Genomic DNA, 17,887 nt, shown 5'->3' on the forward strand with positions numbered 1-17,887 from the left:
AATCCACCAATTGCTCTGCAACCGGTTCGCGCCCGAGAATGCCGACAATCCCGCACATGCGGATCAATATCCCCCAAATCGTCGAAAAATCGCCAAAACGACGCGATCGGTTTTTATCGAAACTCGCAAGGAACCAGATACTCAAGAATTATTGCGGATTGCGACAGCACCAAATGGCGGTAGCCCTAACGTGCCGCGAATTGGCTGGCCTTTAACCCCGCGCATTAACTTGCTGTCAACAAGTTTGGCCAACGATTCCGGCGCAGGAGATAACGCCATGAGAGGCTCATCCGACCGCAAGGGTCTGTCGTCGATTTACTTGCGCGCGAGCGAGACCGCGGGCACGCATCTGGCGCATTGGCCGCCGCCCCAGCGCGGCAAGGAAAGCAAGCCCGTCTTCGTCAAGCATCCGACCGGCGAGCCGGTGAAGCGCGCCAAGCCGCGCGGCTGGCGCCTGACCCGTGCGATCTTCTCGGAATTCGCCGAGGACGAATAGCGCGGGCCGGCTTTCGCCTGCTTTTCCGTCTTGATCTCGCGATCGCGCGCGGCGCCCCCTCACGGTCTGACGGACGGCCGGCTGCGCCCCCGGGCCTATGCTGGAGCCTGCCGAAATTGTCTCCGGGGCGGCGAATTCCCCTTGCTTCATCCTTAAGTTGCGGCATAGTCGCAATTATTGATTTATTCTTACCTCAACTGGTTGAGGCGGAAGATGACACAAGCATCTCTTCCCGAACCGGAATCTCGTCATCGCGACCAGAGCAAGCGCACATTTCAGTTGGGATTGCTGCTTGCCTTCAATCTTGCGGCTTTCGCGGTCATCGGGCTCATTTACTTCGGTATCATCGAATTCCGCGGAACGCCGCCTTTCATTGTCCTGTATCTAATGCGGGTCCTGTTCATCTGGCTGCTCTTGATCGACGCATTCTGGTTGGCGGCATTAGCGCTGCTTTACCTAGCGAAGCGCGAGGCTTCGCTCCTGCTCCCCCCCCGTTTTCGCCGTTCTGGCTGCGACGTCGATACTGTCTGTATTTGCTTGGTATCTGCATCTGCTGTTACCGACACAGGTGTCGATCGATCTTCCAAGCTCGGAGCCATCAAGTGGGCAGACCGCCGGCCCCCCTCCGACACCTAGTCCTTTGCCATCGGCGACGCCGACTCCTTCGCCATCGGCGACACCGGTCTCTGAGCCACTTCGGAAACTGTCGGCCTATTGGAACAGCTGGTTTGAATACCAGGATGAGTTTGCCCCCGAGACGCTGACGGTCGGCAACACCTACACGTTTGCGCTCGACATCTCCGCTTTCAACTATGCAGACCTCCGCGCCGCGGCCGTCCGCAGCACGTTCGTCGATCCCGCCATCAGCGAGATATTGGCCGATCCCAAGTGGAAGACGCTCCAACTCAAAATCAAGCCTCTGCTGTCCGAGGGAACCGGCTTGCGCTTCGACGCGCCCAACCAAGTCGATCTCCCTCTTGAGGCTGATCTGGAGCGGATCCGTAGTCCGAACACAGAGGAGGAGAAGCGCTATGCGGCCGGGGCTACGACCTTGCCGACGTTCTCGGCCAGGGCAGCGGCCGGCGCGATGCGCTTCAAGTTTCATACCGAAGCCGCGGGCTGCTTCGCCATCGTCCTCGCCATTCTGAACGAGAGCGGTTTCCCCCTAGATCATCTCGTCCGATGGGTGGCGACGGCCAAACCGGGTGATCCTTCTCCAGCCTGCCAGTCCGAGGCGTCGGGGCAGAGGCTGCAACAATACAGCGGGCTCGACCAACTGCTTCGTATTTCGCTCGAGCTGGAAGAGACCAACTCGTCAAGGTTCGCGTCGGCCGCTTTCCATATTTTCGATACGCCCGCCGGCAGCTTCGTCGTGTTTGTCGATGGGCGAGCGAACCGCAAGAAGTCGATCTTTGCCTGGCAGACGGGAGGCGCAGCGCGTCATTCGTCAAAACGTCACCCGCCGCTTTCCAGGCGGCAGTGTCGCAGTCTTTGCCGCCTGCTCCGTCGCTACGGCGAGTTACGACACCACCTTCGTGCAACGATTCAACGAGCGCGGCGTGGACACGCTGATCGCTTCACCATTTCCCGTCCCTGCAACCTATGGCACGCGGCTTGCGCTGGAGTTTCCGCAAGCCATCGAGGACGTTCGTAAAGGCGCCAAGCCAACCGTTGGCGACCTCTTCGCTGCGGCCATTGCGAGGACCGCCCACCGGCTGGAAGAGGACGCCAAACGGAACTTTCGCGAGATGGGCCTGGAATACGTGCTGTTGGGAAATCCCAACACGCCGCTCTGCGATAAACCCTAAGTCAGGTGGCCGCTCATGATGACCAGAAATAGTAGCATTTGGGGATCCGGCCTTGCCCTTGCATTTTGGCTGGGAAGCGTCGCCTTCGCGTCCAGCCAGACTCAAACGACGGCACAAACGGACAGCGCCGCCGTCGCGACCGCGGCCTATCAAGCGCCGTCCCCCGAAGGACGCTACCTCGCCTTCATCAGCGACCTTCACTTCGGGATTGGCAAGAAAGCCGACGGGTCCTGGGATCCGACCGAGGACTTCCGATGGCCTCGCGCTCTCGAGGGCTTCCTGAAGGCACTGTCGACGGAAGGTCACGAGAAGGTCGATCTCGTGATCGTCGGGGATTTTCTGGAGCTCTGGCAGCCGCCGCCGGACATTACATGCACTGGAATGGGCGCCAATTTCGGCTGCACGCTCGAGGAAATGGGAAAGCTTTCCGGGATCGTTGCCAAGGCGCACGACGAAGAACTCGCGCTCCTGCGCGCGTTCGCCGAACGTGGAGAGAATCGCCTGCATCTTATCCCGGGCAACCATGACTCGACGCTGCGCTACGAACAGGTCTGGCGACCGATCGGCGCAGCTCTTCATGCGGACAGTGGTCGGATCGAACTCGTGACCAGCGGCATCTGGAGCTCTCCGGCAGGAAAGGTTGTTGCCGAACACGGCCACCAGATCGGACTGGACGTCAACGGATACGACAACTGGCCTGATATCGTCGAGAAGATCAACGGCATCGATTACGTCGTGCGCCCCTGGGGCGAACTCTTCGTGCAAAAGCTGTTCAACGAGGAAGAGCACAGCTACGAGATCATCGACAATCTGATGCCGGAGTCGGTCGGCGTGAGCATCAGGGCGGCCGAACGCGGGCGGCTCGGGACCGCCGCCGACTCGGCTCGCTTCATTCTCTTCAATCTCTGGGATGCATCTTCGAAACAGGCGGCGATCATGCTTGGCGCGCCTCCAGACAGAAAGCCTGAGTGGAATATCCGTTACGCGCGCGATCTGGGAGCGGATCTGTTCCTCAATGCGCTGAACGCCGACGACCCGTTGCGCGGCCAGATTTCCGGCGACAGTGCCGAGGCCAGGGCGACCAAGGCTCAACTCGCGCAAATGGCGCATGATGCATCGCAACTGCCGGATGAGGCCGTGCTCCACCTCTGCGATCTCGGCGCGGACAGGAACCAGAAGTACTGTATCGAAGCGCAACTTGGCTCTGCGGTGCTGTACGCGCTCGACGCCAAGGACAAGATCCTCGCCCGTCATCTGAGAAATCGTCAGAAGCAATTCCGCGCGGTACGCTACTTCATCTACGGTCACACCCACCAGTATGAGGATGCACGATCGATCGCACTCAACGATCTCTTCAGCGTCACCATTGCCAATACGGGAGCTTTCCAGCGGCTAATCGACGAGGAGGGCTTTCGGAGCCGACTGGACGGCAAATCGCCGCAGGAAGCTCTCCACACCATGCGGCTGGAGCAATTGCCAGCCTGCTATGGCGTAATCACCATGAGCGACGAGAGCGCCGCTCCCAAGGTTCGAGCCTGGTTCATGGACGAGCAAGGTCCCGGGCAATTCGTCCTGCACAGCGACCGACAATGCAAATAGGCGCCCGAGTCAGCTCTCCGTCTTCTTACCCATCTTCATCTCGCGATAGCGCGTAGCGCCACCTTCGCGGATGGTCTGCTGATTGCGTTCCAGCGCCATCGCATCGTCGGGCACGTCTTTCGTGATGACCGAACCTGAGCCGATGTAGGCGCCGTTGCCGATTTTGACGGGGGCGACCAGTGAGGAGTTGGAGCCGACGAAGGCGCCCTTCCCGATCAGCGTCTTGTGCTTCTTGAAGCCGTCGTAGTTGCAGGTGATCGTGCCGGCGCCGATGTTGGAGCTGGCACCGATGGTCGCATCGCCAATGTAGGAGAGATGGTTGACTTTAACGCCGGCTTCCAGCGTTGCGGCCTTGGTCTCCACGAAATTGCCGATGCGCGCGCCGTCGCCGAGCGAGGTGCCTGGCCGCAGGCGTGCATAGGGTCCGATGGAGACGTTCTTGCCGAGCGAACTCTCCACAATATGCGAGAAGGAGTGGATCACCGTTCCGTCGGCGATCGACACGCCGGGGCCGATCACCACGAAGGGCTCGATCGTCACGTCCTTGCCGAACGTCGTGTCGGCGGCGAGATAGACGGTTTCCGGCGCAATCAGCGTGACGCCGGCGTCCATCGCCGCTCTCCGCAGCCGTGCCTGCATCACGCTCTCTGCTTCCGCAAGCTGCGCCTTGGTGTTGATGCCGCGCACCTCGTCTTCGCTGGTCTCGATCACCACGGCCTCCCATCCCTTGTCGCTGATAACGCCGACTGCGTCCGTCAGATAATATTCGCCCTTGGAGTTGGCATTGCCGATCTGGTCGAGGATCGCCAGCGCGCGGCGCCCATCCAGCGCCATCACGCCGGCGTTGCACAGCGTGATCTTGCGCTCTTCGGCGGTCGCATCCGCGTGCTCGCGGATCGCAACCAGGCGGTCGCCTTCGACAATGAATCGGCCGTAGCCCGTCGGATCGGCGGCACGAAAGCCGAGCGCGGCAAGTGCTGCGCCGCTCGCGAGCGGCACGCGCAGCCGTTCGAACGTTTCGGCCGAAATCAGCGGCGTGTCGCCGAACGCGATCAGAAGATCATCTGCACCGCGCGCGATCGCCTCGCGCGCCGCCAGCACCGCATGCGCGGTGCCGAGCCGCTCGGCCTGCACGAAGGTGAGCGTGTCGGGCCGGATTCGCCGCGCTTCGTCCGCAACGGCTCCGTGGTCGGGCCCGATCACCACCGCGAGCGACGTGCCGGTTCCTTTCGGCGCGGCCGCGAGCACATGGGCGAGCAGTGACTGGCCCGCCACCGGATGCAACACTTTGGGCAGGCTCGATCGCATGCGCGTGCCTTCGCCGGCGGCGAGTACGATGGTGAGGCTGGAGCGGGCGGTCATCGATATCCCCAGTGATTCCAGTGCCGGCCGAGTCGCCTCTGATCGGAGCGAGCTGCCTTAAGCGTTGTCATAGAGGCGTTTTGCTCCCCCCGCAAACGCCGGGAATTCAAGTGCATCCCGCTTTTCCTGTTAATGTTCCATGATTGATTCGGGGAAGCTCGACGGGCTGGGCGCTTAACAAGCATGGCAAAGGATTCCGACCCATTGGCCGGCGTCTTCGAGACCAAGGAATCCGGCGGTCTTCTCGCCGGACTCCTGGCCGAGGAGAACGAGTTCGATCGCCGCATGATGTGGCGGCTCGGCTCGTGGGGCGTCGGGGCGGTCGGCGCCGTGGTGATCGCAGTCATGGCTAGTCAGGCGCAGCTCGGGTGGCGGCGCGACCAGGTCGCAGCCGCCGATCTCTCGCGCCAGGCCGACCGGCTCCAGTTGCTGACAAGGGAGAGCCAGAGCGAAGCCCGCAGGCTGGCCTCCGCGATCGAGACGCTCAACACCGATCGCGACCGGCTCTATTCGCGCGTCACGGCTTTGGAGCAAGGGCTCGATTCCGTCACCGGTGCAATCGCAAAGCAGAATGCCGCGCCGGCCACGTCCCCGCAGGCATCCGCGTCAAAGCCGCAGGACGCAGCGGCATCCACCGCGCAGCCGACACCCTTGCCTTCGCCCGCCGCGCCGAACGTCGCGCCGGTCGCCTCGACGCCTGTGGCGGGCGACAAGCCGCGCGTGGACGCCGCCAAAGAGCCGGCCAGGGAACTGAACAAGGAACAGAGCAAGGATCAGGTCAAGCAGCAGGCAGCTCCGCCGCCCCAGACCGCGGCGGCGGCATCGCTCGTTCCGCAATCCTCAACACCGTCTGCCGGACCGCCAACCATGCCGCTGGTTGCGTCCAAATCGCTGATGGCACCGCCCGATCCCGCCGCATCCAAGCTGGTCCAGCCGGAAACGGCAGACAAATCGGAGAAGGCTGACAAAGCCGACAAGACAGAGAAGACGGAAAAGGGCGAGAAGCCAAAGTCCGACGCGGCGTCCCCAGCCGAGGTCGCGGCTCCGGCTGCCGAGCCCGAAGCCGCTGAGAGCGAAGCGCCGGCACCGGCTATCACCGTGCAGCAGACCCGGTTCGCAGTCGATCTCGGCAGCGCCAGCTCGATCGGTGGGCTGCGCACGCTGTGGCAGGGCCTGATCAAGTCCAACCCGGAGATTGCCAACCTCCGGCCGATCATCATGATCAAGGAGAGCAAGACCGGCGCGGGCATGCAGCTCCACCTCGGTGCCGGTCCGCTGGTGAATGCGGCCGCCGCTGCCAAGATCTGCGCCGGTTTGACTGAAAACGAACGGGCCTGCGAGACTAGCGTGTTCGACGGCCAGCGCCTGTCTATGCGCAGTGGCCAGGACCCGGTGCCGCAGGCTGCGCCGCAAGCCGATACAGCGCCGGCCACCGCCAAGCCGGAGAAGCCGCAACACCGACGGAGCTACTCTTCCAAGCGCACCAAGCGCGAGGAGCCGCCGCCACCCTCGCCGGCAGCGGCCGCACCGCCGCCCAAGCAAGAGGCGACGGCCACATCGACCATATCCTCGTTCTTCAGCAGAAACAAAAACTGAAGTTAGATCAGCCCGTTACCGCGAGACTCTGAGGCAAATTCACACGGCCTCCGCCTTGCCTGTTGCCCGCATCCACCTTCCCGACCATATTGGCCCCATGAAGAAGAAACCGTTCCGCCTCACGCCCTACCAGGTGCAGTTCCTGCTCGTGGTCGGCTTCATCACCGTCGGCTATGCGCTCTATTTGCGCTATCTCGCGATCGAGTTCTCGCAAGTCTCGCTCGCCTGCGACGCCGGCCTGCAGACCGTGATGTGCAAGGCGCGCGCGACCGCGACCGTGCTGTTCAAGAACTCGGTGTTCGGCATCGTCGCGCTGGTAATCGCGACGTTGAACCTGATGCGGCCCTCAATCGTGCTGCTGACGCTGGGCGTGATCGCCGCAGGCCTCGGCATCGTGCTCTACAACATCGTGTTGTCGGGGATCGCGATCGCGCTGCTTATTCTGGGCTTTGCGCGGCCCGCGCCCGCCACAGCGTGAACGCCAATAGCAGGTACATTGCGCAGGTCCACAGCGACTGCCAATTGTCGCGCCCCTCGTTGATCAGCACGTAGGCCGCCGATAGCGCCAAGAGGCCGGCAAAGACCGACTCCGCGATCGGACGCAAGCCGGTCTGCGGGCGGTTCAGCATCAGAAGCGCAAACGGCACCACCGCCATGGTCAGCGAGGCGAACGGAAAATCGCGGTAGCGCGGATCGAACACGAAGCCGAGCGCGGTTTCGGTTGCGATCACCGCGGTCACCGCAAGCGTCAGCCCGAGCGCCGCGGTGAGCTTCGACCATTTGCGTTCCTCGCGTGGACCAAGGATATCGAGGAAGGTCGGCAGTCCCCGTCCAGACACCAGCGCCTGCGCGCAGAAGATCGGCGACAGCACGCCGGCGGCAAGCAGCGCGCCCCATTGCAGCCAGCCGCCCCAGCCGTAGCTCTCGTAGTACATCTTGTCGAAAGCGATTCCGAACAGCACGCCGGCTGACGTCGCGGAAATGCCGACGCCGAGCCATGCCGAGAAGCGCGGCGTCCAGGGCCGACGGCGCAACGTCAGGCCTGCGACTGCGAACACCAGCATGCTGACCGCCATGCCGGCGCCCATGTACCATTTCCAGTACGGGAAATTGCTGATCGGCTCGCCTGGCGGATACTTAAGCTGGCGGCGGACGGAATCGATGAACCCCCAATAGCCGCCGACGGTGCCTTCGATTTGACGCTTCCAGGGCTGGTCATAGGCCTCGATCAGGTTGACGCGAAAGCCCTGCGCCTTGGCGAGGGTCAGGATCTCCGACACAACGCGCGCCTGATTGGTGCGCGAGGGCAGCGCGCCTTCGCGCATCCGCCCCTCGCTCGGCCACCCGGTCTCGCCGATCAGGATCTCCTTGCCGGGAAAGGCGACCGCCATGCGCTGGCGGATCTGCTCGAGATGGGCGGCGGCGAACTTGGCGCGGATCGGAAAATCCTCCCAATAGGGCAGGATGTGGATCGTGACGAAGTCGACGGCGTCGTAAACCTCGCGATTCCTGAGCCAGTATTCCCAGACATCGGCATAAGTCACGGGAACGGCAACCTGAGCCTTCACCGAACGGATGATGGCCACGAGATCGGCCGTGGTCATCTCGCCGCGCAGCAGCACCTCATTGCCGACCACGAGCGAGGTGACGGTGTCGGGGAATTCCTTGCTCAGGCGGACTGCGGTCGCGACCTGGGAGAAGTTCTTGGAGCGGTTGCTGCCGAGCCAGATGCCCTGGATCACCTTCAGCCCGCCGACCTTGGTGGCGATCGCAGGCACCTGATCAAGCCCATTCTCGATCGAATAGGTGCGAACGCAGTCGGTGATGTCCTTGAGCTGTCGCAGATCCTGCTCGATCTGGTCGGCCCCGATATGGGTCGAGGGGTCGAGCGGCGTCTGGTCGCCACGGAACGGCGCGTAGGAGACGCATTGCAGCTTGGAACTGGGATCAATAGGCGCGCGCGCCAGCGTGATCGGCGTGGCCAGCCACCACCACACGGCAGCAATCGCACCCAACGATAAGAGCAAGAGCGCCAGTGGCGTACGAAGAGTAATCAGTTCCGTCCTCCGCGAAGGGTCCGTCGATTACCTGCTTGCAGGCCGTCTGCCAAGGGGGGCCGATGCCGACAAGCGGCAATTGCACCTGCCATCCCGCCCCTTTCGCCTGCGGCTCTTCGACCGGCGCATAGCATGGTGACTTTGCTGGACAAAATTCGAAATACCAGTCATGGCATTTCAACGGGACTTTTCCGCCGCATTGGAGACCCATTTGGACGGCATCACACCGCGCGTCCATGGCGTTCTCCCGCGGGCGGCCAGAGAGATCGGGGAATTTATGCGGCGACGGGTGCTTGAGTTGACGAACGCGGTCCTGCGGCATGTTGCCGTCCCCTCCCTTGTCGTTCTGCTCGGCCTGTCAAGCGCGCTCGCCCAGAGCGGAGCTCCCCAGGATCAAGGCAAGGCGGCCGCGACAACGCCAGCCGATGCCGCCAAGGACGCCAACCAGAACCAGCGCCGGACCGACGAATTCGCCGAGGCGGCCCAGGCCATCAACGGCCCGGCTGGAAACCCCGAATGCGTCTGGCTCGGGCGCCGCGTGGTGCGGCTGATGTGGCGGGATGACCTCGATACCGCCTTCCGCCATCTCGATCTCTACGACCGCTTCGGCTGCCCCGGCGGCCACATCCAGGCGGCGTTCCGCTGCCTGACCCGCTTCGGCGGCCAGATCGATCCCAAGGTCGCCGAAACCCTGGACAGCCGCGTGCACGCCTGCTGGATCAATCCGGCGGCGCAGCCGCAGCAGGCCGCGGCCGCAGCGTCCCAGCCGCCCGCGCCGACGACCGGCACTTCGCCGCAGCCGGCTGCAAGCCCCGCGCCTGCCGCGAGCCCCTCGCCCGCCGCCCCGCCAAAATAGCCGCGATCACTTCACCAGCCGTTCAGGAACGATGGGCGATACCGGCGATTGGCACTGCTCGTGCTTTCAGATCGTCGGTGCCCTCAAAAGGCCATGCCGCTAAACGACACGGCGTCATGACAGTTGTGAAAACGCGTGGCAGAGGTATGTTCCGTTTGCCGCGGACTCGGTCGGATCTCGGGGTCGGATCCGCTTCCCTGCCATCTCAGCCCCGATTGGTTTAGCCGCGATGCGTGCCATCGTCGCCGTTCTGTTGCTCGTGTCCGCGCTTCACGCCGGGCTGTGGGGAGTCCTGCGTGACAAGGAGCCCGCACCCGACTTCAAGGGCCTGTTGCCGAGCGTGTCCTATGCGCCGTTCGAGGGATCGGCCCATCCCGACATCGACAACATTCCAACCATCGAGAAAATCCGCGCCGATCTGAAGACGCTGTCGACCATGACGCGCGCCATCCGCCTGTACTCGTCCACGGGCGGCGTAGAGCTGGTGCCGCCGATCGCGGCGGAGTTCGGCCTCAAGGTCATGGTCGGCGCCTGGATCGACAAGAACGACGAGCGTAACCAGCGCGAGATCGAGGCTGCCATCAACCTCGCCCGCAAGAACAGCAACGTGATCGGCGTCGTCGTCGGCAACGAGGTGATCTACCGCGGCGAGCAGAAGGTTGAAGACTTGATCGACATGATCAAGAAGGTCAGGAGCGCGGTTCGCGTGCCCGTCACGACCGGCGAGATCTGGAACATCTGGCGCGACAATCCGGACCTAGCCTCCAACGTCGACTTCATCGCCGCTCACGTGCTGCCCTATTGGGAAAATTTCCGCTCGGACCAGGCGGTGGATCAGGCCGTCGACCGCTACAACCTGCTGCGTAACCTGTTCCCCGGCAAGCGCATCGTGATCGCCGAATTCGGCTGGCCGAGCGCGGGCTACAATTTGCGCAACGCCGATCCCGGTCCGTTCCAGCAGGCGCTGACGTTGCGCAACTTCGTCAGCCGCGCCGAAGCCCTCGGCATGGAATACAACATCGTCGAGGCGATCGATCAGCCCTGGAAGTTCTTCGAAGGCGGCGTAGGTCCGTATTGGGGCATCCTCAATGCCAACCGCGAGCCGAAGTTTTCGTGGACCGGCCCGGTCGAGAACCCCGACTACTGGAAGCTGATGACCATCGCACTGCTGGTCGGCATCCTGCTGTCCCTGCCGATCCTGCGGCTGGAGCAGCCCACCCCCAGGCAGGCGTTCCTGCTGTCGGCGACCGCGAACGGCGTTGGCGCCTGGGTCGCGACCGTGTTCGCTTATTGGGCCGGGCACTATTTCCTGTTCGGCTCGGCCTTCGCGCTGACGCTCGGCATGATCCTGCTCGTTCCGCTGGTTCTCATCGCGATGGCGCGGATCGAGGAGATCGCCGCGGTCGCCTTCGGCCGGCCGCCGCGCCGGCTGCTCGCCAAGGACAAGCCGGTCGAAGGCGTGCCCGAGAACTACTTCCCGAAGGTCTCGATCCACATCCCCGCCTATTACGAGCCGGTCGACATGCTCAAGCAAACGCTCGATGCACTGGCGCGGCTGAACTACCCGAACTACGAGTGTGTGGTCATCATCAACAACACGCCCGATCCCGCCTTCTGGCAGCCGATTCAGGATCACTGCCGCGCGCTCGGCGAACGTTTCAAGTTCATCAACGCCGAGAAGGTGCAGGGTTTCAAGGCCGGCGCGCTGCGCATCGCCATGGACCGCACCGCAGCGGACGCCGAGATCATCGGCATTCTCGACGCCGACTATGTCGTCGATCCCGACTGGTTGAAGGATCTCGTGCCGGCCTTCGCCGATCCGCGCGTCGGCCTCGTGCAGGCGCCGCAGGACCACCGCGACGAAGATTTGTCGATCATGCACTACATCATGAACGGCGAATATGCCGGCTTCTTCGACATCGGCATGGTCCAGCGCAATGAGTTCAATGCCGTCATCGTGCACGGCACGATGTGCCTGATCCGTCGCGCCGCGATGGACATGGCCGGCGGCTGGTCGAGCGACACCATCTGCGAAGACAGCGATCTCGGCCTTGCAATCCAGGAGCTTGGCTGGACCACACACTACACCCGCCATCGCTACGGCCAGGGCCTGTTGCCCGACACTTACGAGGCCTTCAAGAAGCAGCGCCACCGCTGGGCCTATGGCGGCTTCCAGATCGTGAAGAAACACTGGCGGCGCTTCCTGCCCGGCGCAAGCCGGCTGACGCAGGACCAGAAGCGCGAATATGGCCTCGGCTGGCTGAACTGGCTGGGCGCGGAAAGCCTCGGCGTCGTCGTTGCCCTTCTCAACCTCGTCTGGGTACCGATCGTCGCCTTCGCCGACATTGCGATCCCCGACAAGATCCTGACGCTGCCGATCATCGCCGCCTTCGTCGTCTCGCTCGCGCACTTCCTGTCGATGTATCGCCTGCGCGTTGCGGTGAAGCCCGGCCAGATGCTGGGCGCCATGATCGCGGCAATGAGCGTGCAGTGGACGGTGTCGCGTGCGGTCGCCCAAGGTCTGATTACCGAGCATCTCGCCTTCGCCCGCACCTCCAAGGGCGGCCTGTCGCGGATGTCGATCGAGTTCCAGGCATTCTGGGAAGCTGTGATCGGCGCCCTGCTGCTGATTGGCGCCGGCGTGCTCGTCGCCTCCAACAGCTTCCGGCAGATCACCGAGATCTACATCTTCGCCGGCGTCCTGGTGCTGCAAAGCCTGCCGTTCCTGGCCGCGGTCGCGATCGCCATACTCGAGCTCAGCCGCATCAACTCCTTCCAGTTCTGGCGCGACAGCGCCGTGCGCGCCGCCGAGCTGATCGGCCTGCGCCCTGTCGCGCTGCCGAGCCCCGCCGGTTCCTCGCAGCAGGTCGCCAGCGAGGTCCGCCGCGAGGCGAACTGACCCGGCGCAGCAGTTCGGCCTGCGGTCGAGGACCCCTGGATTGGAAGTCATCCGCTCTTTGAGGTGGACGACGCTCGTCGGTGGGTCGAACATTCCGGCCTAAATCACGGAATGGGCGCGAAAATCCCCGCGCCTGCCGCGATCTTCGGCGACTGCGCCCACTATTGACCTCAGCGGCCGCTCACCCTACACAGCGCGGGCCGAAAGCATGATCCGGAAACAGCCTGCCGGTTTTCCCCGCGACGCGCGTTTACGTTGCGGCAAGACATGCTTCTCGAATGTCCGAAGGTGATGGCGACCGATCCGCGAAGCCATCAATCGGCCATGGGAGCGCGTAGCTCAGCCGGTAGAGCACGTGACTTTTAATCACGGGGTCCTGGGTTCGAGCCCCAGCGCGCTCACCAAATAAACCAAACAAAACAAAGACTTATATGGGCTAGGATTTGCACTTGGAGGCACTTTTTTGCTTGGGGCCACAACCGGGGCCACAAGACATCGGCAGTGAAGAAGCCAGCCCCCGGCAACGTCATCAACAACGTCATCATTCTGATGGATGCGCTGCGCCAGAGCCCAGCCTCCGACGAGACTGCCAAGCCGGCCAAGCGGCCGCAGACAGCCAAGGCACCCCCTGCGAAGACAGCGGCCCGCGAAGAAACGCAAGGCGAGCCAACGGGAGTCCCGGTGATGGAGCGACCATCATTGATTTATAAAGTTTGCCGCGTACATCCCCTCCTGCCGAAATCCCAAGGGGACGCTATGCAGATCGAAAATGAAGCGGAAGTCAGCCTGTTTGTTCTTCATCGGATTTCCGGTCGAATGGCTTATAATCCCAAGGCTGTCGAGGCGCTTGGCCTTAGTCCTGCTGAACTTGCTGAGCGCGGGTACCCGCTGGATAGCGACGACGCTGATCCGTCTACACCTATCGAGACGACACGTTATCGGTGAGATCGGCATCTCAGGGGGAGCCGTCAGTTCTTGGGCCGGCCGCAAGGTCTAGCGGCTTGTGAGCCCATCCCTGCCCGGCGCATTCTCCCGCGCCATGGGCACCAAATCACGCGATAGGCTCTACGGTTCATCCGTCCGAATGGCCGCCGAACGGGCCGCCGCGGCCCGGCAGGAGGCCGACAGGCTCGCCTGCGAAGCCTGGACCAAGCGCATGCTGGCCTTCAAAGGACCAGCGCACCCCTTGCCTACCCTGGGGTGATGCACTCAGTGCGGGTTACCTATATCTTGAGGTCCGCTGTCTCGGCTGCGATACGCATCAGACCGTTGCGCTCGACATCGTGCGTCGGCCGAAGACGACGCCGATCCATGAGCTGGAGCGTTACATGCGGTGCAAGGACTGCTCGCAAGTGCGCGGCTATCCGTACAAGCGGAGCGATCTGGTCGCGCCTCGGCGCACCAAGATTTCGGCGAGCGATCCACCATCAATGTGGTGGCCGGAGGAGCGATAGGCCCTCCGGAACAATCGGACGTGCAACTCATTGAGCGGTTATTCATTTCGAGGACTGCTCTGTGAACCACATCGCCCTTATCTTGATCTTACTCGTTGGGGGCTCTTCGCTCGCCTTGGCCCAGAGTGCGGGCGGATCGAGCAGTGGCGGCTCGGCGGCGAGCGGAACTGCGGCCACCGGCTCCCAGGCTATGCGGGCGGCGCCCTATCGACCGGGCATACCATAAGCGGCACTGCGGGCTCCTCGGGTCCCAACGTGGGCAACGCGCTCAGCCACTCAGCGACCGGCGGCGACGTGGATGCTTCCTCGGTTACTCAGCCTCCGCCCTCGCATGACAACGCGGTCGATACGCCCGCCGCCGAACGCGCCATGAAAAACCTGGGCAACACCGATATCGGCATTCTCAAGAAGTAAGACTATGCTGCAAGTCGGCCTCGATTTTGGCGTTTGCCGCTATTCTCGGCACTCTCCACGCGTAATGTGCAATCTACAGCATCACCACCAACCAAGCTGCGATCATCAACTTGTTTCGGGTGATCAACCGCTACGTCGGAAACCTAGCGCCGATGTGTTTCCCGACTACCCCGTGCCGGTCATGCGCAACACCGAGACTGGGACCGAGATGGTGACGAAGCTTCGGTTACCTGCGGCCCCTCTCGCGAGGGGTCTGTTTTGGGTATTACGCGATCGGCAGCGGCAGCTCGGGCGGCCTGATGCCGATGGGCCGGATCACCGGCAACAATTGGATCAAGACCGGCGCCCACGTGATGATCGTCGGTTCTGGCGCTAAGATGTTGGATGGTTATCTACGGAGGCGAAGGCAGATCCAACGAGCCCCTATGTGATGTGGCCCGGCACGCGGTACGAGCATTTGATGCTGCCGGTCCGCTGATCTCGCGGCTCTCGCGCCCACACGGGTTAACGGGCGGCGGTGATTGATTCCTGCTCTCGTGCGCTGCATCAGTTGGCCCGAAGCCACGGTCCCGGATTGTCCGCTCTAGTGCGCGGACGTGAGCGCCGACATGGCAAAGTCCGTTTGTCACCACACACCCTAACTGATCTGGTTCGGGTCACGCGGAAGGCCGCCAAAGGCCACCTCCAATTACTGCGGAGCCGAATTCGGCCTAGGGATCGAAGTAGATTGCAGGCCGGTGTCCGCGCCGGAGCGCTTCGCGCGGCCTGCCTTCACAACCTCGGAACTTGCGTGAAGGTCAGACACTAGGGTTTCTTGCGGGAACGAATTGTCGCATCCAGACATTCTCCAACTCGACAATCGAAGGAGAGTAGGATGCGCAAGTATTTGTTTGCTGCGGCGATCGTGAGCGCGATTGCGACGCCTACGGTTGCGGATGAAGTTGGTGTTGGTGTTCAAGCGGGGCCAGTGGGCGGCGGCGTCACAGTTGGAGAGTCTCGCGAGCACCGGCCCGTCGATCGGGACCGCACAACTGTCATCAAGGAGCGCGAGCCTCGGGAAACGGATAGAACGACTGTCATCAAGAAAGAGAATGAGGACGGCAGCTGAGAGAAAACCGTCATTCATCACGATAACGACTAGCCAAATAGCCCGGACCAGCGCCCGGGCTATTTGGTGCTGCGTGCACGCCCGCGAGCGCGGCCGTCCAGTCTTCGCGACAGGCAACCAGACCGGCGCAGACCGACGGCGGCTTGTGCAGGAACCAACAGGAATGTGCATGAACCATGAGGAATAGAGCTGACCATGAGGTCCACGTTCGAACGGATCGGCGCGCGAGATTATAGAGCATGGGCACGCGCAGCTTGAGGAAATTCCCCTGCCAGACACCAGCCGGCATCTTCGGATCGACTCCGCGTGTTGCTCCAAGAAGCTGACCTTCCAGTTACCAAGCGCAGCGCCATCAGATTGGGTTGCCTTTGCCATCGTCGCTCCAATACAGGAACTCCTTGCGGGGCGATTCCTGCACCTCGCCCTTCAAGAACGGCAGCAGGTTGACGCCGTCGAGCCGTTGAGGGTCGTGCCCGTCCTCGTAAAGCGCCGGATGACGATCCGTTTTTTGTCGCGACAAAGCGTGCCGCGTGGCTCAACCGCATTGCAGCGTTTTTAGCGAGCAACTCCGCTCTGCTAGGCGAAGGCGCTATTCTTCTAATTCACTTTTTGTCACAGCCGAGCGATGATCTTCGCCGAGATGCGGACTCGCCTTCTAAGAGACGAAAGCAAAAAACCTCCCGACGCTCGTCAGGAGGTTTTCGTTTGACCTCAGCGCTTCGCTTTCTTTGTCTTCTTTTTCTTGGCTTTCGCCTTCTTGGGCGCTTTCTTTGCGGATTTCTTGACTGACTTCTTGGCCTTCTTACCGACCCTCTTCTTCGACCCGACCTTCTTAGCGACTTTCTTTGCGGCGTGCCGGACTTTCTTCGTCTCAGGCTTCGGCGCTTCCGGAGGGGCGCCCATTGCATCGGTCGTTTGTTCGATAGCAGCTTTAACGTCGTCCATATCGAACCCCCAAAGTGTTGACAATGCGAGAACGATAGAGCGATTCGCGAAGCCATCAAAGAGCCGGTGCGCCCGCTCATCACCGCCCCGGGATGGCCAGTTTGCGATGCGGCGCAAGCGCATTGAACGTCGTGCCAAACTGGGCCTGATAGGCCGGAACGCGCGACGCCATTCTCGAACTCCTACGGCCGTAGTTTCCCGGCTGTGTTTATTCGTCGGCCATTAAGCTGTACCAGCTATAGGGGCAGGATGAGCCAAGATGCTGATCCGCGAATCGAAGCCGAAGAGGCGATGCGCAACGCCGTAGCCGCTACGTGCGCAATTGACCGCTTAAAGTGGTTGCGTGTCGCTCTGGCGTGGCAGGACCTTGACCGGGCTCAGGCCCAGTGCCCCAGCCAACGCGGTGCATCCGCTGCATGAAGCTCACCGCCGAACGTCCCTTCGCCAACCCGGAAGCTGCAGCGCGCAAGCTCGTCGAGATCGCCAGCGGCATCGAGCCCGTGCAGGACGGCCGCATCCATATCGAGAAGATCAACGCGCCGTTCCTCTACACGCTGAAGGCCAGCGGCGAGGAGTTCGGCGCCGGGATCAAGCACGCGGTCGAAAGCGGTTGGCTCGAGCTGCATGAGAGCGGCACGTATGTGCGGCTCTTGAAGACAGAGCCAGCCAATCGATAACAAGCCCCCGTTCGATCTTCTTTGGTTCTCAGCGCACACAACCTGAATGTGCTTTGTCGGTTGTAAGAGAACAAAACGTGTCAACTCTCGCTCGCCTGCTTGCGGTGTTGCTTAAATCCGCAGAAGCAGATTAAGACATCTCGTTCCTGCCTATCTTTCCCGACATAGTGATTTCGGTGCGAACGGCGGCCGGCCGTGCATGTGGACGGCCCTGGCGTTTCTGCCAGCCCCAAGCGCCGGGGCCGCTCCTCATTTACAGATAGAAGCAAAAACGCCGCCCGCTTAAATGTATCGCGGACGGCGGCGTTCCAGCCCCGGGTGGGGATGATGCAAAAATCCCGGTACCAATTAGTCTGGTTGAATTAGGCTACGGTTCAACCCATTGCCACTTTTTCCCGTTTTCGCATTCGCGAACGCTCGAGATCGGACTAAAGGCGAACAGATAGAACGCTAATGCCGTCGCGAACGCTCAGCATTGGCGTTACCAGTTTTTCCCGATTTCTGCCTATTCGTTGATCTAGCTCAACTGCCGCCCGGCAGTAACCCTCCGGTGAGCACCGCGGCTGCGGCTAATTGAGTCCGCAGCATTTCTTGTATTTCTTGCCTGATCCGCATG

At 62.2% G+C, this 17,887-nt stretch carries 17 protein-coding genes, 1 tRNA gene and 2 pseudogenes; 15 read left to right on the forward strand and 5 right to left on the reverse strand.

Features of this window, described 5'->3' with window-relative positions; all coding sequences use genetic code 11:
* Nucleotides 1-277: 277 nt before the first annotated feature.
* The 4 genes from SO156_RS43865 (at nt 278) to SO156_RS43880 (ending at nt 3,903) form a co-directional block, all read left to right on the forward strand.
* Nucleotides 278-496 carry a hypothetical protein gene (locus tag SO156_RS43865; RefSeq protein WP_498539169.1) on the forward strand — a complete coding sequence of 73 codons (219 nt, stop codon included), beginning with the start codon at nt 278-280 and terminating at the stop codon, nt 494-496.
* A gap of 213 nt (nt 497-709) precedes the next feature.
* On the forward strand, nt 710-1,132 hold the full coding sequence (locus SO156_RS43870) for a hypothetical protein (RefSeq protein ID WP_498539170.1): 423 nt from the start codon (nt 710-712) through the stop codon (nt 1,130-1,132).
* 4 nt (nt 1,133-1,136) lie between these two features.
* The gene (locus SO156_RS43875) at nt 1,137-2,150 is read left to right on the forward strand and encodes a hypothetical protein (RefSeq protein WP_498539171.1); all 1,014 of its coding nucleotides are present in this window, start codon (nt 1,137-1,139) and stop codon (nt 2,148-2,150) included.
* A gap of 169 nt (nt 2,151-2,319) precedes the next feature.
* Entirely contained in the window at nt 2,320-3,903 is a 1,584-nt protein-coding gene (locus SO156_RS43880) for a metallophosphoesterase (RefSeq protein WP_498539172.1), read from the forward strand.
* A gap of 9 nt (nt 3,904-3,912) precedes the next feature.
* Here SO156_RS43880 and glmU read toward each other — a convergent pair whose 3' ends face one another.
* A complete protein-coding gene (glmU, locus tag SO156_RS43885) occupies nt 3,913-5,265 on the reverse strand; it encodes a bifunctional UDP-N-acetylglucosamine diphosphorylase/glucosamine-1-phosphate N-acetyltransferase GlmU (protein ID WP_458145332.1) in 1,353 nt (450 codons plus the stop codon).
* 183 nt (nt 5,266-5,448) lie between these two features.
* Here glmU and SO156_RS43890 point away from each other — a divergent pair, with 183 nt between their 5' ends.
* Nucleotides 5,449-6,861: a hypothetical protein gene (locus tag SO156_RS43890; RefSeq protein WP_498539173.1), complete on the forward strand. Its 1,413-nt coding sequence runs from the start codon at nt 5,449-5,451 to the stop codon at nt 6,859-6,861.
* A 97-nt stretch (nt 6,862-6,958) separates the two neighbouring features.
* Complete coding sequence (locus SO156_RS43895; protein WP_458145334.1) at nt 6,959-7,339, forward strand: hypothetical protein; 381 nt, start codon at nt 6,959-6,961, stop codon at nt 7,337-7,339.
* Here the strand turns inward: SO156_RS43895 and SO156_RS43900 are convergent.
* Nucleotides 7,299-8,858 (reverse strand): glycoside hydrolase family 17 protein, encoded by a 1,560-nt coding sequence (locus SO156_RS43900; protein WP_458145335.1) that lies wholly within the window; start codon nt 8,856-8,858, stop codon nt 7,299-7,301. The genes SO156_RS43895 and SO156_RS43900 overlap by 41 nt on opposite strands.
* Nucleotides 8,859-9,195: 337 nt before the next feature.
* On the opposite strand from SO156_RS43900, the gene SO156_RS43905 reads away from it, so the two are divergent.
* From SO156_RS43905 to SO156_RS43940, 8 genes and pseudogenes are all read left to right on the forward strand, one after another.
* Nucleotides 9,196-9,774: a hypothetical protein gene (locus SO156_RS43905; RefSeq protein ID WP_027527963.1), complete on the forward strand. Its 579-nt coding sequence runs from the start codon at nt 9,196-9,198 to the stop codon at nt 9,772-9,774.
* 229 nt (nt 9,775-10,003) lie between these two features.
* Entirely contained in the window at nt 10,004-12,673 is a 2,670-nt protein-coding gene (locus SO156_RS43910) for a glycosyltransferase (RefSeq protein ID WP_458145336.1), read from the forward strand.
* Between the two features lie 328 nt (nt 12,674-13,001).
* Nucleotides 13,002-13,077: transfer RNA gene (locus tag SO156_RS43915), tRNA-Lys, on the forward strand.
* Nucleotides 13,078-13,174: 97 nt separating this feature from the next.
* Nucleotides 13,175-13,618 carry a hypothetical protein gene (locus SO156_RS43920; RefSeq protein ID WP_498539174.1) on the forward strand — a complete coding sequence of 148 codons (444 nt, stop codon included), beginning with the start codon at nt 13,175-13,177 and terminating at the stop codon, nt 13,616-13,618.
* 94 nt (nt 13,619-13,712) lie between these two features.
* Nucleotides 13,713-14,127 (forward strand): annotated as a pseudogene (locus SO156_RS43925) (hypothetical protein).
* 255 nt (nt 14,128-14,382) lie between these two features.
* Nucleotides 14,383-14,541: a hypothetical protein gene (locus tag SO156_RS43930; RefSeq protein ID WP_498539175.1), complete on the forward strand. Its 159-nt coding sequence runs from the start codon at nt 14,383-14,385 to the stop codon at nt 14,539-14,541.
* 71 nt (nt 14,542-14,612) lie between these two features.
* Nucleotides 14,613-14,758 (forward strand): annotated as a pseudogene (locus tag SO156_RS43935) (SOS response-associated peptidase); the annotation flags it as partial.
* Nucleotides 14,759-15,415: 657 nt separating this feature from the next.
* Complete coding sequence (locus tag SO156_RS43940) at nt 15,416-15,649, forward strand: hypothetical protein (protein WP_498539176.1); 234 nt, start codon at nt 15,416-15,418, stop codon at nt 15,647-15,649.
* Between the two features lie 352 nt (nt 15,650-16,001).
* On the opposite strand, the gene SO156_RS43945 is transcribed toward SO156_RS43940, so the two are convergent.
* Together SO156_RS43945 and SO156_RS43950 are read right to left on the reverse strand one after the other, a co-directional pair.
* Nucleotides 16,002-16,169, reverse strand: a complete 168-nt coding sequence (locus SO156_RS43945) for a hypothetical protein (RefSeq protein WP_498539177.1) — start codon at nt 16,167-16,169, stop codon at nt 16,002-16,004.
* 191 nt (nt 16,170-16,360) lie between these two features.
* Nucleotides 16,361-16,594 (reverse strand): hypothetical protein, encoded by a 234-nt coding sequence (locus tag SO156_RS43950; protein ID WP_498539178.1) that lies wholly within the window; start codon nt 16,592-16,594, stop codon nt 16,361-16,363.
* A 416-nt stretch (nt 16,595-17,010) separates the two neighbouring features.
* Between SO156_RS43950 and SO156_RS43955 the strand changes: the two genes are divergently transcribed.
* On the forward strand, nt 17,011-17,271 hold the full coding sequence (locus SO156_RS43955; protein ID WP_498539179.1) for a hypothetical protein: 261 nt from the start codon (nt 17,011-17,013) through the stop codon (nt 17,269-17,271).
* Nucleotides 17,272-17,840: 569 nt separating this feature from the next.
* On the opposite strand, the gene SO156_RS43960 is transcribed toward SO156_RS43955, so the two are convergent.
* Nucleotides 17,841-17,887: SEC-C metal-binding domain-containing protein (locus tag SO156_RS43960; RefSeq protein WP_498539180.1), on the reverse strand; the 47-nt coding region annotated here is incomplete at its 5' end.

Source organism: Bradyrhizobium sp. UFLA05-125, from assembly GCF_059803515.1.